Annotated in this window: 16 protein-coding genes; 3 read left to right on the forward strand and 13 right to left on the reverse strand. The window is 59.2% G+C overall.

The genetic code is table 11. The features are described from left to right. The first annotated feature begins 87 nt into the window (after nucleotides 1-87). Both ompF and AC1M2H_RS18460 read left to right on the forward strand, forming a co-directional pair. The gene (ompF, locus tag AC1M2H_RS18455) at nucleotides 88-1,143 is read left to right on the forward strand and encodes a porin OmpF (RefSeq protein WP_480148511.1); all 1,056 of its coding nucleotides are present in this window, start codon (nucleotides 88-90) and stop codon (nucleotides 1,141-1,143) included. A gap of 191 nt (nucleotides 1,144-1,334) precedes the next feature. After that, a complete protein-coding gene (locus AC1M2H_RS18460) occupies nucleotides 1,335-2,525 on the forward strand; it encodes an amino acid aminotransferase (protein WP_480148512.1) in 1,191 nt (396 codons plus the stop codon). A 65-nt stretch (nucleotides 2,526-2,590) separates the two neighbouring features. Here the strand turns inward: AC1M2H_RS18460 and AC1M2H_RS18465 are convergent, their stop codons facing one another. The 7 genes from AC1M2H_RS18465 to cmoM form a co-directional block, all read right to left on the reverse strand. Then, nucleotides 2,591-3,238 carry an MBL fold metallo-hydrolase gene (locus AC1M2H_RS18465; protein WP_480148513.1) on the reverse strand — a complete coding sequence of 216 codons (648 nt, stop codon included), beginning with the start codon at nucleotides 3,236-3,238 and terminating at the stop codon, nucleotides 2,591-2,593. A gap of 13 nt (nucleotides 3,239-3,251) precedes the next feature. Further along, nucleotides 3,252-3,803: a peptidoglycan L,D-endopeptidase MepK gene (gene mepK / locus AC1M2H_RS18470; RefSeq protein ID WP_480148514.1), complete on the reverse strand. Its 552-nt coding sequence runs from the start codon at nucleotides 3,801-3,803 to the stop codon at nucleotides 3,252-3,254. Between the two features lie 304 nt (nucleotides 3,804-4,107). Then, nucleotides 4,108-5,898 carry a L,D-transpeptidase gene (gene ldtD, locus AC1M2H_RS18475; protein ID WP_480148515.1) on the reverse strand — a complete coding sequence of 597 codons (1,791 nt, stop codon included), beginning with the start codon at nucleotides 5,896-5,898 and terminating at the stop codon, nucleotides 4,108-4,110. 183 nt (nucleotides 5,899-6,081) lie between these two features. Continuing rightward, the gene (gene mukB, locus AC1M2H_RS18480) at nucleotides 6,082-10,530 is read right to left on the reverse strand and encodes a chromosome partition protein MukB (protein WP_480148516.1); all 4,449 of its coding nucleotides are present in this window, start codon (nucleotides 10,528-10,530) and stop codon (nucleotides 6,082-6,084) included. After that, nucleotides 10,530-11,234, reverse strand: a complete 705-nt coding sequence (gene mukE, locus AC1M2H_RS18485) for a chromosome partition protein MukE (protein WP_464414787.1) — start codon at nucleotides 11,232-11,234, stop codon at nucleotides 10,530-10,532. The genes mukB and mukE overlap by 1 nt, the downstream gene beginning before the upstream one ends. Beyond that, nucleotides 11,215-12,537: a chromosome partition protein MukF gene (gene mukF, locus AC1M2H_RS18490; protein ID WP_480148517.1), complete on the reverse strand. Its 1,323-nt coding sequence runs from the start codon at nucleotides 12,535-12,537 to the stop codon at nucleotides 11,215-11,217. The genes mukE and mukF overlap by 20 nt, the downstream gene beginning before the upstream one ends. After that, nucleotides 12,534-13,334: a tRNA uridine 5-oxyacetic acid(34) methyltransferase CmoM gene (gene cmoM, locus AC1M2H_RS18495; RefSeq protein WP_480148518.1), complete on the reverse strand. Its 801-nt coding sequence runs from the start codon at nucleotides 13,332-13,334 to the stop codon at nucleotides 12,534-12,536. Before cmoM ends, mukF begins: the two co-directional genes overlap by 4 nt. Before the next feature lie 120 nt (nucleotides 13,335-13,454). Between cmoM and elyC the strand changes: the two genes are divergently transcribed. After that, nucleotides 13,455-14,234, forward strand: a complete 780-nt coding sequence (gene elyC / locus AC1M2H_RS18500) for an envelope biogenesis factor ElyC (protein ID WP_480148519.1) — start codon at nucleotides 13,455-13,457, stop codon at nucleotides 14,232-14,234. Here elyC and AC1M2H_RS18505 read toward each other — a convergent pair. The 6 genes from AC1M2H_RS18505 to msbA form a co-directional block, all read right to left on the reverse strand. Further along, on the reverse strand, nucleotides 14,211-15,104 hold the full coding sequence (locus AC1M2H_RS18505; protein WP_480148520.1) for a YcbJ family phosphotransferase: 894 nt from the start codon (nucleotides 15,102-15,104) through the stop codon (nucleotides 14,211-14,213). The genes elyC and AC1M2H_RS18505 overlap by 24 nt on opposite strands. Nucleotides 15,105-15,244: 140 nt before the next feature. Further along, nucleotides 15,245-15,991, reverse strand: a complete 747-nt coding sequence (gene kdsB / locus AC1M2H_RS18510; protein WP_480148521.1) for a 3-deoxy-manno-octulosonate cytidylyltransferase — start codon at nucleotides 15,989-15,991, stop codon at nucleotides 15,245-15,247. Further along, entirely contained in the window at nucleotides 15,988-16,170 is a 183-nt protein-coding gene (gene ycaR, locus AC1M2H_RS18515) for a protein YcaR (RefSeq protein WP_480148522.1), read from the reverse strand. Before ycaR ends, kdsB begins: the two co-directional genes overlap by 4 nt. Before the next feature lie 144 nt (nucleotides 16,171-16,314). After that, complete coding sequence (locus tag AC1M2H_RS18520) at nucleotides 16,315-17,544, reverse strand: winged helix-turn-helix domain-containing protein (RefSeq protein WP_480148523.1); 1,230 nt, start codon at nucleotides 17,542-17,544, stop codon at nucleotides 16,315-16,317. A 57-nt stretch (nucleotides 17,545-17,601) separates the two neighbouring features. Beyond that, nucleotides 17,602-18,582, reverse strand: a complete 981-nt coding sequence (gene lpxK / locus AC1M2H_RS18525; RefSeq protein WP_480148524.1) for a tetraacyldisaccharide 4'-kinase — start codon at nucleotides 18,580-18,582, stop codon at nucleotides 17,602-17,604. Then, the gene (msbA, locus tag AC1M2H_RS18530) at nucleotides 18,579-20,327 is read right to left on the reverse strand and encodes a lipid A ABC transporter ATP-binding protein/permease MsbA (RefSeq protein ID WP_480148525.1); all 1,749 of its coding nucleotides are present in this window, start codon (nucleotides 20,325-20,327) and stop codon (nucleotides 18,579-18,581) included. Before msbA ends, lpxK begins: the two co-directional genes overlap by 4 nt. Nucleotides 20,328-20,342 lie beyond the last annotated feature (15 nt).

The raw sequence follows: 20,342 nt of genomic DNA on the forward strand, positions 1-20,342 counted from the left end.
TCAATGGTTCTGTAAACTTTCATTGACAGAATGTATTGGCGGCAGTGGCAAGTGTTCATATAAAAATACTAATGAGGGTAATAAATAATGATGAAGCGCAATATTCTGGCAGCGGTGATCCCTGCCCTGCTGGTAGCCGGTGCAGCTAACGCTGCAGAAATCTATAACAAAGACGGCAACAAACTCGATCTGTACGGCAAAACCGTAGGTCTGCACTATTTCTCTGACAACAAGGATAACGACGGCGACCAGACCTATGCTCGTTTAGGTTTCAAAGGTGAAACTCAGATCAACGATCAGCTGACCGGTTTCGGCCAGTGGGAATACAACTTCCAGGGTAACAACACCGAAGGTAGCGACGCTCAGAGCGGTAACAAAACTCGTCTGGCTTACGCCGGTCTGAAATTCGGCGATGCAGGCTCCTTCAACTATGGTCGTAACTACGGCCTGGTTTATGACGCAATCGGCATTACCGATATGCTGCCTGAGTTCGGCGGCGACACCGGCTCCAGCGATAACTTCTTCGCAGGTCGTACCGGCGGTCTCGCAACCTACCGTAACACCAACTTCTTTGGTCTGGTTGACGGCCTGAGCTTTGGCGTACAGTACCTGGGCAAAAACGAGCACGCAGACGCTTCCCGCTCTAACGGCGACGGCTGGGCAACCTCTCTGAGCTATGACATCGACGGCTTCGGCATTGTCGGCGCATACGGCGCAGCGGATCGTACCGATGCACAGCAGGCTCTGACTCGCGGTAAAGGCGATAAAGCTGAGCAGTGGGCAACTGGTCTGAAATATGACGCAAACAACATCTACCTGGCAGCGCTGTACGGTGAAACCCGCAATGCGACCCGCATTACCGACGGTTTTGCTAACAAGACTCAGGACTTCTCCGTCGTTGCGCAGTACCAGTTCGATTTCGGCCTGCGTCCGTCCATCGCTTACTACAAATCTAAAGCGAAAAACGTTGAAGGCGTGGGTAACGAAGACTACATCAACTACATCGATGTCGGCGCGACCTACTACTTCAACAAAAACATGTCCACCTATGTTGACTACCAGATCAACCAGATCGATAGCGACAACAAGCTGGGCGTGAACTCCGACGACACCGTCGCCGTGGGTATCGTTTACCAGTTCTAAGTTTTAATCACTACACCCCTTCGTGATATGCCTAAAAAGCAGGACTTCGGTCCTGCTTTTCTGCGTTACTAAGGCAAAGATCGTAACTTTGCAAAACCTTCGCGCTTTTTGTCGCAAACGGTTGGCAATTGGCAATTCTCCCGTTAACCTGATAGCGCAACTCCCTTCAGTAATCACAATGGAACCTCGTCATGTTTGAGAACATTACTGCCGCCCCTGCCGACCCTATTCTGGGCCTGGCCGATCTGTTTCGTGCCGATGACCGTCCTACAAAAATTAACCTCGGAATTGGCGTTTATAAAGATGAAACGGGTAAAACCCCGGTCCTGACCAGCGTGAAGAAGGCAGAGCAATATCTGCTGGAGAATGAGACCACCAAAAACTATCTGGGTATCGACGGTATTGCGGAATTTGGTCAATGCACGCAGGAGCTGCTGTTCGGTAAAGGAAGCGCGATCGTCAGCGATAAGCGCGCCCGCACTGCCCAGACCCCGGGCGGCACAGGTGGCCTGCGCGTTGCCGCCGATTTCCTGGCAAAAAATACCGCCGTTAAGCGCGTTTGGGTGAGCAATCCGAGCTGGCCGAACCACAAGAGCGTATTCAATTCCGCCGGCCTCGAGGTTCGCGAGTATACCTACTACGATGCGGCTAACCGCACTCTCGACTTTGCCGGCCTGCTGGCCAGCCTCAACGAAGCGCAGGCTGGCGACGTTGTTCTGTTCCACGGCTGCTGCCATAACCCAACCGGTATCGATCCGACCCTCGAGCAGTGGCAGCAGCTGGCGCAGCTCTCCGTTGATAAAGGCTGGCTGCCGCTGTTCGACTTCGCCTATCAGGGCTTTGCCCGCGGCCTGGAAGAAGATGCGGAAGGCCTGCGCGCCTTTGCCGCGCTGCACAAAGAGCTGCTGGTTGCCAGCTCCTACTCGAAGAACTTCGGCCTGTACAACGAGCGCGTGGGCGCCTGTACGCTGGTGGCGAGCGACAGCGACACCGTCGACCGCGCGTTCAGCCAGATGAAGTCGGTGATTCGCGCGAACTACTCCAACCCGCCGGCGCACGGCGCTGCCGTTGTAGCAACGATCCTCAGCAACGATGCGCTGCGCGCTATCTGGGAGCAGGAGCTGACCGACATGCGCCAGCGCATTCAGCGTATGCGCCTGCTGTTCGTGAATACCCTGCAGGAAAAAGGCGCTAACCGCGACTTCTCCTTCATCATTAAGCAAAACGGCATGTTCTCGTTTAGCGGCCTGACCAAAGAGCAGGTTCTGCGCCTGCGCGAAGAGTTCGCGGTTTACGCCGTGGCTTCCGGGCGCATTAACGTTGCCGGCATGACGCCGGACAATATGGCGCCGCTGTGTGAAGCGATCGTCGCCGTGCTGTAACGCCGCAGTCGCCTAAAAAAGAAGGCCGCATCCGCGGCCTTTTTTCTATTTAGCGTCCGGTATGGTTACCAGACCGGCATTTCATCCTGCAGGAAAGGATTGTGCAAACGTTCATGACCCAGCGTCGACATCGGCCCGTGGCCGGGGATAAACGTCACGTCATCGCCCAAGGGCAACAGCTTGCGTTTAATCGCCTCGATCAGCTGGCCGTGGTCGCCGCGCGGGAAGTCGCTGCGCCCGACGCCGCCTTTGAAGATAACGTCGCCGGAAACCAGCAGCCGCGACGCGGCGTCGAAGAACACGACGTGCCCCGGCGTATGCCCCGGGCAGTGCAGCACCTGCAGAGAAACGTTCCCCACGCTGACGACGTCGCCTTCATTAAGCCAGCGGTCAGGATGCAGCGGCTGGCAATCCTCCAGGCCGAACATCCGGCTTTGCGCAGGAAGCCCCTCCAGCCAGAACTCATCTTCTTTTTCCGGCCCGATAATCGGCACGCCGTAATGTTGCGCCAGCTCGGCCGCCGCGCCAACGTGGTCGAGATGACCGTGAGTGAGCAAAATCTGCATCAGGCTCACGCCCGCTGCCGCTACTTCCTGTTTGATTCGCTCTGCATCACCGCCGGGATCGACCAGCGCAGCAAGTCGGGTTTGCTCACACCAGATTAAAGAACAGTTCTGGGAGAAAGCGGTAACCGGAATAATACGATAGTTCATGACGCTCCTTTCGTTACCAGTGCCTTACCGGACCGGTATCAATATGCACAAAGTTGCTACGTGGGTAGTATCCTACACCACCGGCGCTCATAGATAACGCCGCTTTGCGAACATTGCTCAACGAAATGCCTTCAATGTGAAAATCCATAGCCTGGCCTTTGGTGTGATAGCTATGTTTAGCTACACCACGGCTTCGTGCACGTAGCTTATCGTTGGTATCGAGGGAACGATAGCCGGAGATCAGCTGGACAGGCTTATTAGTGCCAAGTAATCCCTGCAGGCGATAAAGATGATCGAATAAGCTCGGATCGATGGACTTTATTTTATTCGCGCGGAAATCACGGAAAAAATGGTTAAGTCTTGCTAATTCATCCTGAATATAGCCTCTGCCATCGAAGAATTCCGCTTTGAGTGATTCACCGGTATGCAGGTTATTCAGCGTCAAAATACGCGGTCGGGGGGTCGAGAGGGTGGCAAATGCCGGCGCAGGCAAAATGGCAGCGGCACCTAGCGCAGCGCCACCTAGCGCCAGCAGTTTGCGGCGATTAGCGTCAAATTTGTCCATGATAATCAGGTCTACAAGTAAATGAATCGAAATATACACGCCATCCTTCAAGCTGCCTCTTTATTGGCGATGTCTATTCCCCCGCGCGCTTACTAAAGACAGCGTCAGGAGGTTCCCGGACTCATCACCTCAATGCAGTTTTAATGGTGTTGTGTAATATGCACTTCTGGCGCACGAAAGGCACCTTACCGGGCATTATTGCCAACGTCAAGGCGGCCTAACCCCAGAGAAAACGGGCCCTGTAGACGAACAGCGCCTGTTTTCATCCAGAGTTAGGACAACGAGATCCGTTGAACTACTTCATTTACCTGATTAATTGTTCAGCTTTTGCCAGAATTTGTGCGCCAGATCGCGCGGTGAGATCGTAATTGTAAATATCTGTTCTATATTGTGTCCGTCCATCAGCGCCAACAAACGCGGTGAGATAATAAAGATTCACCGGAATATTATTGCGGATATTCACATAGCGGGTGTCGCCCTGCTTAAGCGCGGCGGAAATTCGCGTATCGTTCCAGCCCGCGTCCTGCAGCAGCATATTCGCCAGTTCGGAGGCCTTATTTACGCGCACGCAGCCGGAGCTCAGCGCCCGTACGTCTTTCTGGAACAGATTGTGGTTCGGCGTATCGTGCAGATAGATAGCGTCCGAACTCGGCATGTTGAACTTATAGCGCCCCAGCGAGTTACGCGCGCCCGGAGCCTGCTGGAAGCGGAACGGCAGATTGTTCTCGGTGATGGTCGACCAGTCGACGCGATAAGGATCGATCGTCTCCTTGCTGTTCCAGCCGCGCATCAGGGTATAGCCATGCTGTTCAAGATAGCCCGGATCGTTACGCACCTTCGGCAGGATATCCTTGCGCGCCAGCGTCGGCGGCACGTTCCACGGCGGATTGACCACCACGTTATTCAGCGCGCTGCTCATCATCGGCGTTTTACGGTCCGGACGACCGACGATCACCCGCGAGGCCAGCACCTGGCTACCGTCCTGGTAATAGACCAGCGAAAAGGCCGGAATATTCACCATAATGCCGGTCGACAAATTGCCCGGCAGCAGGCGCAGGCGCTGAATATTGAGCGCCAGAACGCCAGCGCGCTGCGCCGCCGAGACGTTGAGCCCGTCGCGCGTGGATTGGCCAATCACGCCATCTGCCCCCAGCCCCTGCCAGGCCTGAAAGCGCTTAACGCCCTCAACCAGCTGGCGATCGTAAATGCCGCGCGTGGCCGGTTTGCCTTTGTTGCCCGCCGATGGGCTGACAACGTCGCCCGGGAGGGTAATTTTCGCCGAATCATCCAGCATGCCGGTACGCTGTAATATCTCGCGCAGCGCGCCGATATCATTGCTCCACTCCCCCGGACGCAGCGACCCGCTGCCGGTCATCTGCGGCCACGGGCGCGAATCGGCCACCAGCTGCAGCAGCGCCTGATGCATAGCCTCATACTGCGGATGACGCGGCGTAAGCCCGGCAATAAACTGCGGCAGAGAGCCGTTATCCAGCGCCAGCTGCCACTGATTAATAACCGATAGCGGCGGCGTGGCCATGACGTAGGGTTTAGTTCCGTACAACCAGCGGTTACCCTGAATCGGAATACCGCTAATAAAATGCAGGTAGCCCATCATGGCGTCGGACAGCACGATATCGCGCGCCATACCGCTCACCGCGGGATCGGTCAGCAGGCTCACCCAGGTGGTGAACTGCGGCTGGAAGCCGGCGATAGCGACTTCGGCCAGCTGCTGCTGGAACGCCTGTACCGCCTCACGGCTATCCCACATCGGCTTCATATCCCTGGCCGCGTACAGCGAGACCAGCGGGTTCATAAAGACGGGCTGATAGCTCGCCGGAAGCAGCGCTTCAATCTCAGTCCGGCTTTTCGCGGCGACGTCCGCCGCCAGCGGCTGCTCGCCGGCCATTTTCGCCACCGCGGCAGACTGACCGACGTTTTGGAGCAGCGCAGACGAGGGCTCTCCCGGCGTCGCGGAGCTGTCCGTAGGGACCACTTCAGGCTCTTCGGCCTGGACATTGAACAGTGGAGCAAATGCAAAAGCCAGGCTCAAGCTCAGCGCCGACAATTGACGACCATACCGTTTTTTTAGCAACATCCCTTGCCCCCTGTTAACACATTGCTCCCCACAAAATGGGGCTTATTCACAGTATATAAAGGTGGTAACGCTTTTGCCTTACCAAATGTAAAGAAGTTTAAAGATTATCCAACCTTACCATACCAGATTAGATAACAAAAAGGGCAACACATTGTTGCCCTTTTATTCACTAATTTAACGCCGCTAAGAGGCGTCAGCCGTGCCCGGCAGAGTTTGGGGCAGCTGGGCCGCAAAGCCGCGCAGGCCAACCACGTGCACGTGTTCATGGTTATTGAACACCTTACGCACCAGCTTATAGGTGGTGCCTTTTTCCGGGCTGATATTTTCCGGGGCGGCAATAATCAGCTGCATTTCCAGACGTTCGCACAGCTCAAACAGGGTGGCAATGGAGCGGGCATCAAGACGCGCCGCCTCGTCGAGGAACAGCAGACGACATGGCGACAGGTCTTTACCGCGCAGACGGCGGGATTCATCTTCCCAGCTCTGCACGACCATCACCAGAATCGACATCCCGGTACCGATCGCTTCCCCGGTCGACAGCGCGCCGGACTCCGCGCGCAGCCAGCCGTCGGAGCCGCGGTTAACTTCCACTTCCATCTCCAGATAGTTGCGGTAGTCCAGCAGCTCTTCGCCGATGGTTTGCGGGGTACGCTGGCCCATATCAATCTGCGGATTGAGGCGCTGATAGAGCTTCGCCAGCGCTTCCGAGAAGGTCAGGCGGTTGCTGTTGAACAGATCCTGATGCTGCTCGTGCTGTTCCGACAGCACGTCAAGCAGCGTCGAGTGGGTTTCCCGCACGTTGACGTTCAGACGCACGCTGTTGACCTGGCCAAAGGAGACGCTCTGCAGACCCTGGTTGAGCATGCGGATACGGTTCTGCTCGCGCTGGATGGTCTTGCGGATGATATTGGCCACGCTGCGGGAGCTGATCGCCAGCTTCTGCTCGCGGTTGGTCAGCTCTTCGGTCAGGCGGCTGAGCTCGATCTCCATCTGCTCAATCGCCTCGACCGGATCGTCGGTGCGGATAATATCCTGACGGATACGCTCGCGCAGATGCTGGTAGACGGCGACGAAGAACTGAATTTTGCGCTCAGGGCGCTTCGGATCTTCGGAGATGCGCAGCACGTCGCGCAGGTGTTCGTTATCGGAGACCGCCAGGCGCAGCGCGCCGAGCGCTTTATCCGACATCGAACGCAGCTCATCGGCCGAAAGATAGGCCAGCTCGCGGCGGTGCAGGCGGCGCTCAACGCCGTTGTCTTTCACCAGCCGCATCACCGCGCACCAGCCGGCTTTGGCGCTGACCACCTGCTCGCGCATTTCGCTGTAGTCGCGCTCAAGCTTGCGCAGCCTGCGGGTCAGGTTGTCCATCTCCGCTTCGCAGAAGGTCAGGGCTTTTTCCAGCTGATTGCGCCGCGAGCGGTTATTGCTCAGCCGCGTATGCAGCTCATCGCGGCGCACGCGGGCGCGCTCTTCCGCCCCGCTATCGGCGCGCACGCCGATATCCTGCAGCTCTTTATACAGATCGCCCAGCAGCTCTTTTTTGGTGTCATACGAGCTCTTCAGCGAGGCCAGAACCTGGTTGTACTGGTTCAGCTGCGCGGTATGCGTACGCATGGCGTCGCGGGCCCGGCTGCGTTCGCTCTCCGCCTGCTCGAGGCGCTGGCGCAGTTTTTCGTTGAGATCGCTGTTGCCGCTGAGCATCTCTGCGGAGTCAGAGTAGCTAAAGTGGGCGCGACGCTGCACCACTTCGCTGAGCGCAAACGCCTGCTGGCGCGCATCGCGCTGGGTTTGCTGCGAGTAGGCGTAATCTTCTTTCAGCTGTTCGAACTGCTGCGGATCGCTCTGCAGCACCGAGAGCATCGGTTCCAGCTTCGCCAGCTGGCCGCCGTGCTGCTGGATAAAGCGGGCCGCTTCCTCTGCTTCGTCGAGGCGTTCCTGAATCTCGTCAACGCGGTCGGCCAGCGTATCGTCCGCCAGCAGGCTAAGGCGCGGCAGCAGGCGGTTAAGCGCGGAAACGCCCTCTTTCGCCTGTTCGTACTGCTGTCGGTTCTGCTGGTTGTCGCTCTCATGGGCGTTAAGCGCCCGCTCCAGCTCGCCGCGGCGGCCGTTCAGCTTGCGGATCTCTTCTTCCGGATCGTCCTCAAAGGCCACCGCCAGGTGGCTGCCGATAAAGCGGCTAAAGGCCTGGTGCTGACGCTGGGTCTTCTGCACGTCGAACGACAGGGTCGCGAAACGCTCGGAGAGATCCTCCCGCTCGGCGTGCAGGCTTTCAATACGGCTTTCGCGGGCGGCGCGGCCAAACAGCGGCAGCGTCGGAAAGCGCGAGTAGCGCCACTGCCGATCGGCAACCTTGACGACCACCGCCTTTTCCAGCTCATCCACGCTGAAGACGCTGTCATCGAACGACTGCGGGTCGCCTTCGATCAGGTAGAGATCTTCCGGACAATCTTCCAGCCCCTCAAGCTGCCCGGTAAGCTGCGACAGGTCGGGCACCACGATGGCATGGCGCGACGGACCGTACAGCGCGGAGAAGTACGGCGCATCGTCGAGGCTGACGTCGTCATAGATTTCCGACAACAGCACGCCGCCAAAACGCTCGGCCAGGGCGTTCAGCCGCGGATCTTCCGAGCCGCCCGGCTGGCTAAGACGCTCAATCTCTTCATCAATGGCCCGCTTGCGCGCGCCGACTTCGTCGCGCTCAACGATCGCCTCGCGCTCGCGCTCCAGCAGCTGCTGGAGATATTCGGTGACGTCCTGGCTTGATTCAAACTGCTCGCCGCTCTGCTCGCAGAGCTGGCTGAGGCTGTTCTGCGCCGCCAGCCAGATTGGCGCCCGGCGCAGCAGCGTCTGGGTACGGGACTGCAGCTGCTCCAGCTCCTGGCGCAGCGTCATTCGCTGCTCGCCGGCGGAGGAGACGCTGTCCGACAAGGAGGCGATCCGCGCCTCCAGCTCCTCGTGCAGCGTTTCCAGGCGGTCAATATCGTAACGCTTGCCCTGGCGCTTGCAGAATTCGTTCAGCTGGCGTTCAGCCTCCTGCTGTTCGCGCAGGCGCTGCTCGAGCTCGTTCAGGCGGCTGCGCAGCCCCGGAGCCTGCTCGGCGTGGTGGCGCTGGTTAACGCCGTCGCGCAGCAGCTCGCGCGCCACGCTCCAGGCTTCGTCACGCGCCAGCGGGCCGTTGATGGCCGCCACCAGTTGGAAAGCCTGCTCGAACTGACCGTGCGCGGTTTGCGCAACGCTCATTTTTTGTTCCAGCGACAGCATTTTCTCCGTCGCTTCCTGCTCCTTCGCCTGGAACGTTTCCAGCCATTCGCCGGCGCTATCCGCAGTCAGATCCGGCAGATGGCACAGCGCCTTCGCGCGCTCCAGCGCCTGCAGCGCCTGGTTGTACTGAATCGCGCGGGTCTGCTGCACGTCCAGCGCCTGCTGGTAGTCGGCAAGCTGGCTTTTCAGCTCATCCACTTCCAGCTCTGCGGCTTCCGCACGAGCCTCGTTCTCTTCCTGCAGATCGGTCGCTTCCGCCACCACTTCGTTCTGCTCTTCAAGACGGATCTGCAGCTCATCGAGATCCGCTTCGTAGCGCTCGATTTTTTCCTGCTGGCGAAGCGCGGTTTGCACCAGGTTGAGATGATCGCTGGCGGCCTGATAGTCGGCTTCAAGATCGCCTTCCGCGCCGCTATGCTCCTGCAGTTCGCGGGCCATATCGACGTGCTTATACTGCTCGGCCGCCAGCTGCGCGCGGGAGGTGAACAGATCGCGACGATACTCCAGCGCCTTATCCAGATGGACGCGACGCTCGTTGGCGTGACGCATATAGTCCGCCGCCACGTAGTTGGTGGCCTCGCTGATCAGATGCTTAAACAGATCGCGGTCGGACTGGGTGACGCGAATCGCCTCCAGGGTCATGCGGTTTTCACGCAGCGCGGCTTCCATATCCTGGAACGCCTTGCGTACGCCGCTATTTTCCGGCAGCAGGTAGTCGCGCAGCGAGCGGGTAATGGTGTTGGAGATCCCGCCGTACAGCGAGGCTTCGATCAGACGATAGTATTTACTACGGTCAGAGGCCGAGCGCAGGCGACGGGCGACCACGCCCAGGTCGAACATCAGCGAGTGGTAGTCGGTTATCGAGTTGAACTGCCTGAACTGCACCCCTTCTATCTCTTCAAGCTTATCTTTCAGCTCGTTGAGGCTCAGGACGCGCGCCTGACGCTCGTTAAGGGTTTCCGTCAGCAGCTGCGTCGGCTGAATAGAGGTCGGTAGGCCCTGAATGGCAAACGGCTTGATATCGACTTTGCGGTCGCGACCGGCGATCTGCTGCAGACGTACGCCTACCACCACGCGCTGGTGGTGGGAGTTGATCACGTCCAGCACCGAGTAGCACACCCCGGCGCGCAGCTTGCCGTGCAGGCCCTTATCGCGCGAGCCGCTGGTGGCGCCCGCTTCGGTGGTGTTACGGAAGTGCAGCAGGGTCAGGTCCGGGATCAGGGCCGTGACGAAGGCCGCCATGGTGGTTGATTTCCCGGCGCCGTTGCCCCCGGAAAGCGTAGTAACCAGTTCATCCAGATCAAAAGTACGGGCAAAAAAGCCGTTCCAGTTAACCAGCGTTAGCGAGCGAAATTTACCGCGTTCAATCATTACTCTTCCTCCCCGCTATCCGGCTGATTCTCTTCATTCTCATCATTGAGCTGCAGGTGATTCTCCAGCGCCATCGCTTCGCCGTCGCGGATCAGGCGCTTCTGCGCCTCGCGCGGATCGTCGCCGGCGCGGACGTCGGCGCCGAAGCGGAACACCGATTCGGTAATGCGGAATTTGCTGCTGTCGTGGCCCATAAACCACACCATGCCGAGGCGGCGCAGGCGGTTAAGCGACGCGCGCATTTTTTCCTGCAGCTTCTGCCTGTCGAGGTCCGAACCGGTGGAGCGGTTGTTTACCAGCTTCAGCAGTTTGGCCTCGTCCGCCAGGGTCAGCAGCTCGTCGTAGAGCTCCTGCTGGGTGAAGATCCCTTCGTTCGCCAGACGCTCCGGGCTAAGATAGAGGTAGCAAAGAATTTTGCCGACCATCATATCCAGCTCGGAAAGCACCGAGCGCGGAATCAGCGTGGTGGAGCGCGGGCGCAGATAGAAGAACCCCTCCGGCGCGCGGATCAGCTCAACGTTATAGCGAGCGTAAAACTCCTCCAGGTAATCCTGAAAATCCATTAAAAATGCGTGATTATCCAGTTCGTCCAGGCCGATATGGCGGCCCGCACGCAGGGCGCTATCCAGCGCCGGAAATAACGGATTGCCCAACGCCTGCGCCAGCTTAACCGGCATCACTTGTTCAATATTTGTCGATGACATGCGCCTGTACCTTGGCTCCGTAATCATTAATCGGCTGCCATTGTGCCGGCAGTCCGGTGAAATCTGCTTGCGCTACGCCCAGGCGTACCGCCTGATCGACGACGATTCTCGCCACGTCGAAGTGCCGCGCGCGCGGATACTGCGCCAGATACTCGCGCACGACCAGGCCGAGATCCAGCGGCAGCCCTTTGTCTTTATAGATAACCAGCTGCGTTTCAATGAGCGCCGCCAGCTGTTCACGAATTTCATTAAACTCTTCGTACTCCAGATCCTCGGGAAGCTCCCCGGTGACCTCCTCATCGAGCAGCGCCATCTCTTCATCGCGCATATCGAGCAGGCGGTCGGCGCTGGCGTAGGTCAGGGCCCACGGCGCATCGAAGTAGGTCTGCACCGACTGGCGCAGGCGCTGGGCAAATACGCGGTTTTTATCCATATCAATGGCGGTACGGATAAATTTATGCACGTGGCGGTCGTAGCCGATCCACAGGTCGATGGCCTGCTGGCCCCAGCTCACGATGCGATCGAGCTTACTTTGCAGATCGAACACCAGGCGATCGACAAAGTGCAGGTCGTCGCGCGCGAGCGTCGCGTCCTGGATCCGCAGCAGGTTAGCCTGCAGCTTATCGCCCGCCGCGTCCAGAGTATCCTGCAGTTCGCGCAGAGTCCCGGAGGTTTCCGAAAGCAGCAGCTCGCAGCTGGAGATCGCCGCCCGCCAGTCTTTGTTCAGCAGCTGGGCGATGTCGTCCTTCACCAGCTGCTGCTGTTCATCCATGATTCTCTGGGTCAGATCGATGCTGTCAAAAATTTCCGCCACCGAATATTTCAGCGGCGCAAAGACGTTACGATGCCAGTGAAACTCATCCCCGCCCTCTTGCGCAGAGTCGGCGGCGCGCTTGAGCTCGCCGGCGACGATCGATAGCTGCATCGACAGGCGCAGAGTGGAGAACTCGCGCTGGCGAATATAGTAGTCGGTAATCCCAATACCTAACGGCGTCAGGCGATAAATGGCATTGCCTTCCGTGAGTTCGCTGGTAAAGCGGTTCAGCAGACGCTGGCGCACCATATCGTTAATCGCGTTATTGGCGCGCTGGCTGATGGTTTCGCTGGTCTGCTCAAACGCATCACTGACGTGGCGGAACGCGTCCACCAGTTCTCCCTCGGTCATTTCCCCTTCAAGCCGCTCGCCGTTCAGCGTGGCAACCGCCAGCAGAAAAGAGAGTCGGTCGACCGGCAGCGAAATAGAAAAATCATTTTTTCTGGCCCAGGCAACCAGTTCGGGGACTGTCTGGGAAAATTCACTCATACTTTATCCTTGCATCGGCAGCTCTGAGCCTGGTTCTTAATCGCGGTGACGTGAATATAGCGACCCAGGCTGATATACGGCTCCTGGCGACAGTAGCGCGTCTCCAGCTCCAGCAGCGCCGCAAAATTATCGCGCTGTCTGCGTTTTTCACGCAGATAGTCATGAAACACCCGCACGCCGGTTTTGCCGGTAATTTGCCACCCCTGCTCTTCCAGCCAGCCGTACACCTGCTCCGGGGAACGCGGATAGTCCGGCGATAGCGTGCGTTTTTTCTTTTTGGGCATCCCGATCTGCACGTAATCGAAGTTCCCGACGACCATATTGTGCATCAGCAGACCGTTAGCATTGTAGAACATTAGCGACAGCGCGCCGCCGGGACGTAGCACCGACCACAGCGCCCGCAGCATCTCCTGAGGCTCGGCCACCCACTCCAGCACCGCATGAAACAGTATCAGATCGACCGGGCTTTCCAAATGCTGCGCAATATCCTGAGCAGCGCATTGTACAAAATGCATGTTGTCGATCACACCTTTATCGACTGCCGCCTGCCGGGCGCGAGCCACCATCTCGGCAGAAAGATCGCACAGCATGACGTGATGACCCATCTGCGCGACCTTTATCGCCGTTTGCCCCTCGCCGCCGCCGGCGTCGAGGACGCGCAGCGGCACGGGGCCCAGCCGCTCCAGCAGCGGCTGCAGATCCTGCCAGAGGATGGCCTGACGCAGTTCGCCCTTGGTGGTGCCGTATATATTGCGCGAAAACTTTTCGGCAATGTCATCGAAATTGCGATCCTGCACGGGCGACTCCACAAGCCAACACAAAACCGCTATTTTGTCATACCCGCGCTGAGAGTGAAGCGATCTGTTATAAGATCGGGGCATAAGTTTGGTTATGTGGTTAAAAAGGACCCATCTGGCATGCTTTTTACGCTGAAAAAGTATCTGGGCGGCATGATGCTGCCCCTTCCTCTGCTGCTGATGCTGATCGCCCTCGGCATCGCGCTGCTGTGGTTTAGCCGTTGGCAAAAAACCGGCAAGGCCTGCGTCAGCATCGGCTGGCTGCTGCTGGCCCTGCTCAGCCTGCAGCCGGTGGCCGACGGTTTACTTAAACCGATAGAAGAGACCTATCCGACATGGCGCGGCGCAGAGCGCGTTCAGTACGTAGTGGTGCTCGGCGGCGGGTATACGTGGAATCCGACGTGGGCCCCCAGTTCGAACCTGATTAACAACAGCCTGCCGCGGCTGGCCGAAGGGATCCGCCTGTGGCAGGAAAACCCGGGATCGAAGATGATCTTTACCGGCGCCGCGGCGAAAACCAACCCGGTGAGCACGGCGGAGGCCGGCGCCCGCGTGGCGCAAAGCCTTGGCGTACCGCGCAGCGAGATTATCGTTCTCGATAGCCCAAAAGATACCGAAGAGGAAGCCGCGGCGGTGAAGCAGGCGATCGGCGATGCGCCTTTCCTGCTGGTCACCTCCGCGTCGCATCTGCCGCGGGCGATGATCTTCTTCCGCCACGCTGGGCTCAATCCGCTGCCGGCGCCGGCCAACCAGCTGGCGATCGAATCGCCGCTCAACCCGTGGGAGCGCGCGATCCCGTCCCCCTTCTGGCTGATGCACAGCGATCGCGTCGGCTATGAAACCCTCGGGCGCATCTGGCAGTGGCTTAAAGGCTCGTCAGGCGAGCCAGGGCAGGAGTGATTTGGCGGCTAAATCAAAGCGGGCGCGATCGAAGCGCCCGGTGTTGACCAGGCTGTCGACCTCATCCCACAGCAGATAGAGCCAGCGCCGCCAGAGGAAGGATTCCGCGACCGGCGCGCGGTGCAGATAGTGCCACAGCAGCTGCTCCGCCTGCCCGCCGTCGCAGAGGCGGAAAAGCTCATATTCACGCGGCGCCCACAGCATCATCCCCGGCCCCACCATCGCCAGCAGCTGGTCGCTACGCGCGTCCTTCAGCATGCTGCGCAGCGTGAAGCTGCCGTGCACCAGGACACAGTTGTCGTTGAAACTTTTAAATAATTCGCCGAGGCACTCTCGCGAACGGAAGAGGATCCGCTTGTCCTGCATCGTCAGGCCGGTATCCTGATAGAGATTAAGCGTTCCCCATAGCACCTCCACCCGCTGGCGATACCAGTTTGGCCACAGGTTTTCCTGCGTACTATCAACGACCCCGACGCAGCCGCCGCTATCCTGCCGGTGCCAAGACAGCAGCGCTTCGACGATCTGCTCCTGCAGCTGCTCCCAGCGCTGCGGGGTGCGGGTCGGGGCTTCGACGGAGACGCCGCGCAGCCGCTCGATCAGCAGGACATCCGGCCCGGGATGCTCTTCATGCGTCATGACGCCGTACACCACCGGCATACGCACGGAGCCGCTGCGAGCCAGCGTCGATATCTTCCACGCCAGCTGGCGCGCGACGCCGGGCGTGGTGAAGCTTCTCGCCAGCAGCGGCAGCGGATTTCCCTGCGCATCGTAGAGCGCCCACAGCGCCGTCAAGGGCTTCTCGCTAACGCACTCTACCCGACTGAGCTTCTCACCCAGCAGGTGGCTCAGCTCGGTTCGCAACTGTTCCATTTGAATTACCCTCATGAATACTACTGGTTTCATCATGAGCGCCGGTCGCGAGGTTGTCATCGGGTGAGATCAAAAATTACGGCAAAAAGTATGGAAAAATAGCCTGAGGATATCCCCTCCTGATGGAGGGGATCGGGGGGTTAACGCAGCTCGGCGCGAACGCGCTCCAGATCTTCCGGCGTATCGACGCCGGTACCCGGGACAACTTCGGCCACCGCGACATGGATTTTTTCGCCGTACCACAGCACGCGCAGCTGCTCGAGCATTTCGATCTGCTCCAGCGGGCTCGGCGCCCAGCTGACATAGCGGCGAATAAAGCCGGCGCGATAGCCGTAGATGCCGATATGGCGCAGCAGCGAATCGCCGATGGCGTCGCGGGAGTGCGCAAAGCGATCGCGATCCCAGGGAATCGTGGCGCGAGAGAAGTAGAGAGCGTAGCCTTCGGCATCCATCACTACCTTCACCGCATTCGGGTTAAACGCCTCTTCGGCGTCGTGGATCGGCACCGCCAGCGTCGCCATCCCACCGGTGCTGGCGGCCAGATTCTCGGCCACCTGACGCACGATCGCCGGCGGGATCATCGGCTCGTCGCCCTGAATATTGACGATAATCGTCTCATCGCTGAAGGCGCACTTCTCGACAACTTCCGCCAGGCGTTCGGTGCCGGACTGATGATCCGCGCGCGTCATGCACACTTCGCCACCGGCGGCTTCAACCGCGCGCGCCACCTCTTCATGGTCGGTAGCGACGATAATACGCTCGGCCCCGGACTCGCGCGCGCGCTCCAGCACGTGGACGATCATCGGTTTGCCGTTGATATCCTGCAGCGGCTTGCCGGGCAAACGGGTGGAGGCAAAGCGCGCAGGAATGATGACCACAAAACTCATGAGTGGCTCTCTCCAACGGCTAACGAGCGGGCTTCGGTTTCCAGCAATACGGGAATTCCGTCGCGCAGAGGAAAAGCCAGGTTGTCAATTTTGCAGACCAGCTCCTGCTTATCCTGGCTGTAATACAGCTTACCGTTACAAACAGGACAGGCGATAATTTCAAGTAAACGGTGATCCATGTTTCCTCCTGATGGACCGAAAAGATTCCGCAGCAGCATAGCACAGGATACCTGACACCGGGATCCGTTTGCGCTCGCGGCCAGGGAAGTGAAAGCCCGTCGGCGCGCCGCGTTTGGCGACGTGAACGGGCGGATATCGGACGCTCAGATAGCGTCGAGCAGCCAGCCCTGCCGGCGGTCGGCAAAGAGTTCCGGCGGCAGGAGGCCGAAGCTCACCCGCCCGGCCTCCTGCCAGCTGGCAAAATCGTTAATGGCCCGCTGCAGACCGCTCTCCAGACCGGAGGTCACCTTGACGCCCTCCTCCAGCCATAGCGAGAAAATTTCCAGCACCCCGGTTTTGCGATGCATTTTGCTGTCCATTCGCCCCACCAGCCTGCCCTGATGCATCAGCGGCAGCACAAAATAGCCATACTGGCGCTTTGGCGCCGGCGTATAGCACTCGAGGCGATAGCTAAAATTAAACAGCTGCTCGGCGCGCTTGCGGTCCCAGACCACCGGGTCAAACGGCGACAGCACCGCGCTATGGCTCGCCGCAAGCTTACCGCCCGGCGCCGCTTCCAGCTGCTGCAGGACCTCCCGGTGCAGCCACATATCGCCCAGCCCCTGGACGTTCACCGCCGTCACCAGCCCCTCTTCCTGCCAGTTCGCCAGCAGGCCGGCGAGCGCCGGCTGGCGCAGGCGGTAATAGTCGGCCAGCCACTGCGGGCGAAAAATACCCAGGCTGCGGGCGCTATTGCGCAGCATCATCTCTTCAGCCTGCGCCTGCGACAGCGCATCGCGCTCATCATCCCAGTGCGGCATCACCCGCTGCGTCAGGTCGTACACCCGCTGAAAGTTGCGCCGTTCCACGACCATCACTTTGCCGGCGGTAAACAGCCCCTCCAGATGACGCTTGTGCGGCTTCCACTCCCACCAGCCGCTGGCACCCTTACGCGGATGGCTAAAATCGGCCGAGCGTACCGGGCCATTTTGCGCGATGTGCTCCAGCAGCAGCTGAATATCATCCGCATGCTCCGTCATCCACCCTTGATGATACTTCCAGCCCATATTATCCGGCGTCAGCATGCGGTGGCGCACCAGCGAAAAATCGCTGCGTGGTAAAAAGCAGGCCTCATGGGCCCAATACTCCATGAGTTCGCCCGCGCGCAGCGCCTCATCCAGCCAGCTTTGCGGATAGCCGCCGAGGCGGCTGAAAAGCACCAGATAGGGGCTGCGGGCGACGACGTTGATGGTATCAATTTGCAGCAGCGACATCTGGCGGATAGCCTGCAGAATATCGGCCGGGCGGGCGCGACGGCGGGGCTTTTTCAGCAGGCCCTGCGCCGCGAGGTGAAGATGGCGGGCTTCTTTAAGCGAAAGCGATAGTACCGACATGCAGGTTCTCCGTTAAGGATCCCAATACAGCGGCACCGAAGGCTGGCGTGGCGAAAACTAACGTTGCGCCAGCGTCACCAGATCCGTAAGCAGCCGCTGTGCGCGTTCATCCGTCATTATGGCGTCGACGGGCAGATACCACCAGTCGGCTTCGGCAAACGCCCGGCATTTTACCGCGTCTTTCTCGGTCATCAGCAGCGTCTGCCCGGCACTCACCAGCGCGACAACATCGGCCCGGGTGAGAGCCTGATGATCGGCCAGCGCCACGGTTTTTACTGGCCGCACGCCGCAGCTTTCGAGGGTGGCAAAAAAGCGCGGCGGATGGCCGATCCCGGCCATCGCCACGACGTTATTAAAGCTCGCCACGTCACGCCGTTCGCCGTTGAGCAGATTTACCGCCTGCCCGGGACGCAGCTGCATGGCTATCTCTCCGGGTCGCGCGACGCCGCCGTTAACGATAATGGCGTCGACGCTGCGCAGGCGTGAGGCGCGTTCGCGCATCGGCCCGGCCGGCAGCCACCAGCCGTTGCCGAAGCGGCGCACGCCGTCAATAACCACGATTTCTTTATCGCGCGCCAGCGCGTAGTGCTGCAGGCCATCGTCGGTGATGATAAGCTGCAGGTCGTGTGCGGCCAGCAGCGCCTTCACCGCATCGCTGCGTCGGGGAGAGACCGCCACCGGCGCGCCGGTGCGTTGGTAAATCAGCACCGGCTCGTCGCCGGCTTCCGCGGTGGCGGTGGAGCCGTTGAGCACCAGCGGATAGCTCGCCGCCTTGCCGCCGTAGCCGCGGGAAACCACGCCAACGCGGATCCCGCGCTGCTGCAGCTGCTCCACCAGCCAGATGACAACCGGCGTCTTGCCGTTGCCGCCGGCGGTAAGGTTGCCTACCACCACCACCGGGACCGGCGCCCGCCAGGCCTTGTTCAGCCCCAGCCGATAGCTGAGCCGAATCAGGCCGCTCACCAGGCCGTAAAGCCAGGAGAGCGGAAGCAGCAGCCGCCATAAAGGCGACTCACCGGACCAGATGCGCGCGATCATTGGCCAAATTGCATTTTATGCAGCTGAGCGTAAACGCCACGATGTTCCAGCAGGTCAGCGTGGCTGCCGCGTTCAACGATGCGTCCGTCTTCAACAACCACGATTTCATCCGCCTGCTCAATGGTCGACAGACGGTGGGCGATAACCAGCGAGGTGCGGTTTTTCTGCAGCTCGTCCAGCGCCGCCTGGATGGCGCGTTCAGATTCGGTATCCAGCGCCGACGTCGCCTCATCGAGGATCAGAATCGGGCTGTTACGCAGCAGCGCGCGCGCGATGGCGATACGCTGGCGCTGGCCGCCGGAAAGCAGCACGCCGTTCTCACCGATGACGGTATCGAGGCCGTTATCCATTTTGCTGATAAAGTCCATGGCGTAGGCCATCCGCGCCGCCTCTTCGATCTGCTGACGGCTGTACTCTTCGTTGCGCGCGTAGGCAATGTTGTTGGCTACGGTATCGTTGAACAGGTGCACGTTTTGCGAAACGAGGGCCACCTGATCGCGCAGAGAGGCCAGGGTGTATTCGCGCAGATCGTGACCGTCGAGCAGAATCTGGCCTTCATCGATATCATAAAAACGCGTGATCAGGCTCGCGATTGTCGATTTACCCGATCCCGAACGTCCTACCAGAGCAACGGTTTTACCTTGCGGAATATTCAGGCTGATATCACGCAGCGCCGGCGTTTCACGGCCAGGGTAGGTAAAGGTGACGTTATTGAACTCAAGGCTCCCCTTCGCGCGCTCGATGACCAGCGTGCCTTCGTCTTTTTCCTGCCCGGAATCAAGAATAGCAAACAGAGTCTGGCAGGCGGCCATCCCGCGCTGGAACTGCGCGTTGACGTTGGTGAGAGACTTCAGCGGACGCATCAGGGCAATCATAGAGGAGAAGACCACGGTAATCGTACCGGCGGTCAACGTTTCCATGACGCTTGGGAAGCTGGCGGCGTACAGCACAAACGCCAGCGCCAGGGAGGCGATCAGCTGGATGATAGGGTCAGAGATCGACGATGCGGAGACCATTTTCATCCCCTGCAGGCGCATTTTGTTGCTGACTTTATCGAAGCGCTTGGTTTCCACCGCCTGGCCGCCAAACATCAGCACCTCTTTATGCCCTTTAAGCATCTGTTCCGCGCTGGTGGTCACCTGGCCCATGGTGTTCTGCATATTCTTGCTGATATTACGAAAACGCTTCGATACCACGCGAATCGCCACGGAGACGATCGGCGCCAGCACGATCAGAATCAGCGACAGCTGCCAGCTGTAGTAGAACATCATGATAAACAGGCCGATGATCGACGCGCCTTCGCGCACAACGGTAATCAGCGCGCTGGATGAGGACGACGCAACCTGTTCGGAATCATAGGTAATACGCGACAGCAGCGTACCGGTGGACTGCTTATCGAAGAAGGAGACCGGCATCCCCATCATGTGGCTGAATAAACGGCGTCGCATGGTCATCACGACCTTGCCGGAAACCCACGAGATACAGTAGCTCGAAATATAGCTGGTGACGCCGCGCAGCAGCATCAGCCCGATCACCACCAGCGGCATCCATAGCAGCACTGAGCGATCCGTTTTACCAAAACCATCATCCAGTAACGGTTTAAGAAGCGATAGCATGAAGGTATCACTAGCGGCGTTAAAGACTAACGCAACTGCCGCGACGATCAGTCCGGTTTTAAATGGCGCAATAAGCGGCCAGAGGCGGCGGAAGGTCTGCCACGTGGAGAGATCTTTATCATTCTGCATTCAGTAAACCAGCTT

Source organism: Klebsiella sp. F11, assembly GCF_056712265.1.

Excerpts from the sequence above, each read along its gene's own strand:
- ompF (WP_480148511.1), top strand. The coding sequence starts at position 88 with ATGATGAAGCGCAATATTCTGGCAGCGGTGATCCCTGCCCTGCTGGTA.
- AC1M2H_RS18460 (WP_480148512.1), top strand. The coding sequence starts at position 1,335 with ATGTTTGAGAACATTACTGCCGCCCCTGCCGACCCTATTCTGGGCCTG.
- AC1M2H_RS18465 (WP_480148513.1), bottom strand. The coding sequence starts at position 3,238 with ATGAACTATCGTATTATTCCGGTTACCGCTTTCTCCCAGAACTGTTCT.
- mepK (WP_480148514.1), bottom strand. The coding sequence starts at position 3,803 with ATGGACAAATTTGACGCTAATCGCCGCAAACTGCTGGCGCTAGGTGGC.
- ldtD (WP_480148515.1), bottom strand. The coding sequence starts at position 5,898 with ATGTTGCTAAAAAAACGGTATGGTCGTCAATTGTCGGCGCTGAGCTTG.
- mukB (WP_480148516.1), bottom strand. The coding sequence starts at position 10,530 with ATGATTGAACGCGGTAAATTTCGCTCGCTAACGCTGGTTAACTGGAAC.
- mukE (WP_464414787.1), bottom strand. The coding sequence starts at position 11,234 with ATGTCATCGACAAATATTGAACAAGTGATGCCGGTTAAGCTGGCGCAG.
- mukF (WP_480148517.1), bottom strand. The coding sequence starts at position 12,537 with ATGAGTGAATTTTCCCAGACAGTCCCCGAACTGGTTGCCTGGGCCAGA.
- elyC (WP_480148519.1), top strand. The coding sequence starts at position 13,455 with ATGCTTTTTACGCTGAAAAAGTATCTGGGCGGCATGATGCTGCCCCTT.
- AC1M2H_RS18505 (WP_480148520.1), bottom strand. The coding sequence starts at position 15,104 with ATGGAACAGTTGCGAACCGAGCTGAGCCACCTGCTGGGTGAGAAGCTC.
- kdsB (WP_480148521.1), bottom strand. The coding sequence starts at position 15,991 with ATGAGTTTTGTGGTCATCATTCCTGCGCGCTTTGCCTCCACCCGTTTG.
- ycaR (WP_480148522.1), bottom strand. The coding sequence starts at position 16,170 with ATGGATCACCGTTTACTTGAAATTATCGCCTGTCCTGTTTGTAACGGT.
- AC1M2H_RS18520 (WP_480148523.1), bottom strand. The coding sequence starts at position 17,544 with ATGTCGGTACTATCGCTTTCGCTTAAAGAAGCCCGCCATCTTCACCTC.
- lpxK (WP_480148524.1), bottom strand. The coding sequence starts at position 18,582 with ATGATCGCGCGCATCTGGTCCGGTGAGTCGCCTTTATGGCGGCTGCTG.
- msbA (WP_480148525.1), bottom strand. The coding sequence starts at position 20,327 with ATGCAGAATGATAAAGATCTCTCCACGTGGCAGACCTTCCGCCGCCTC.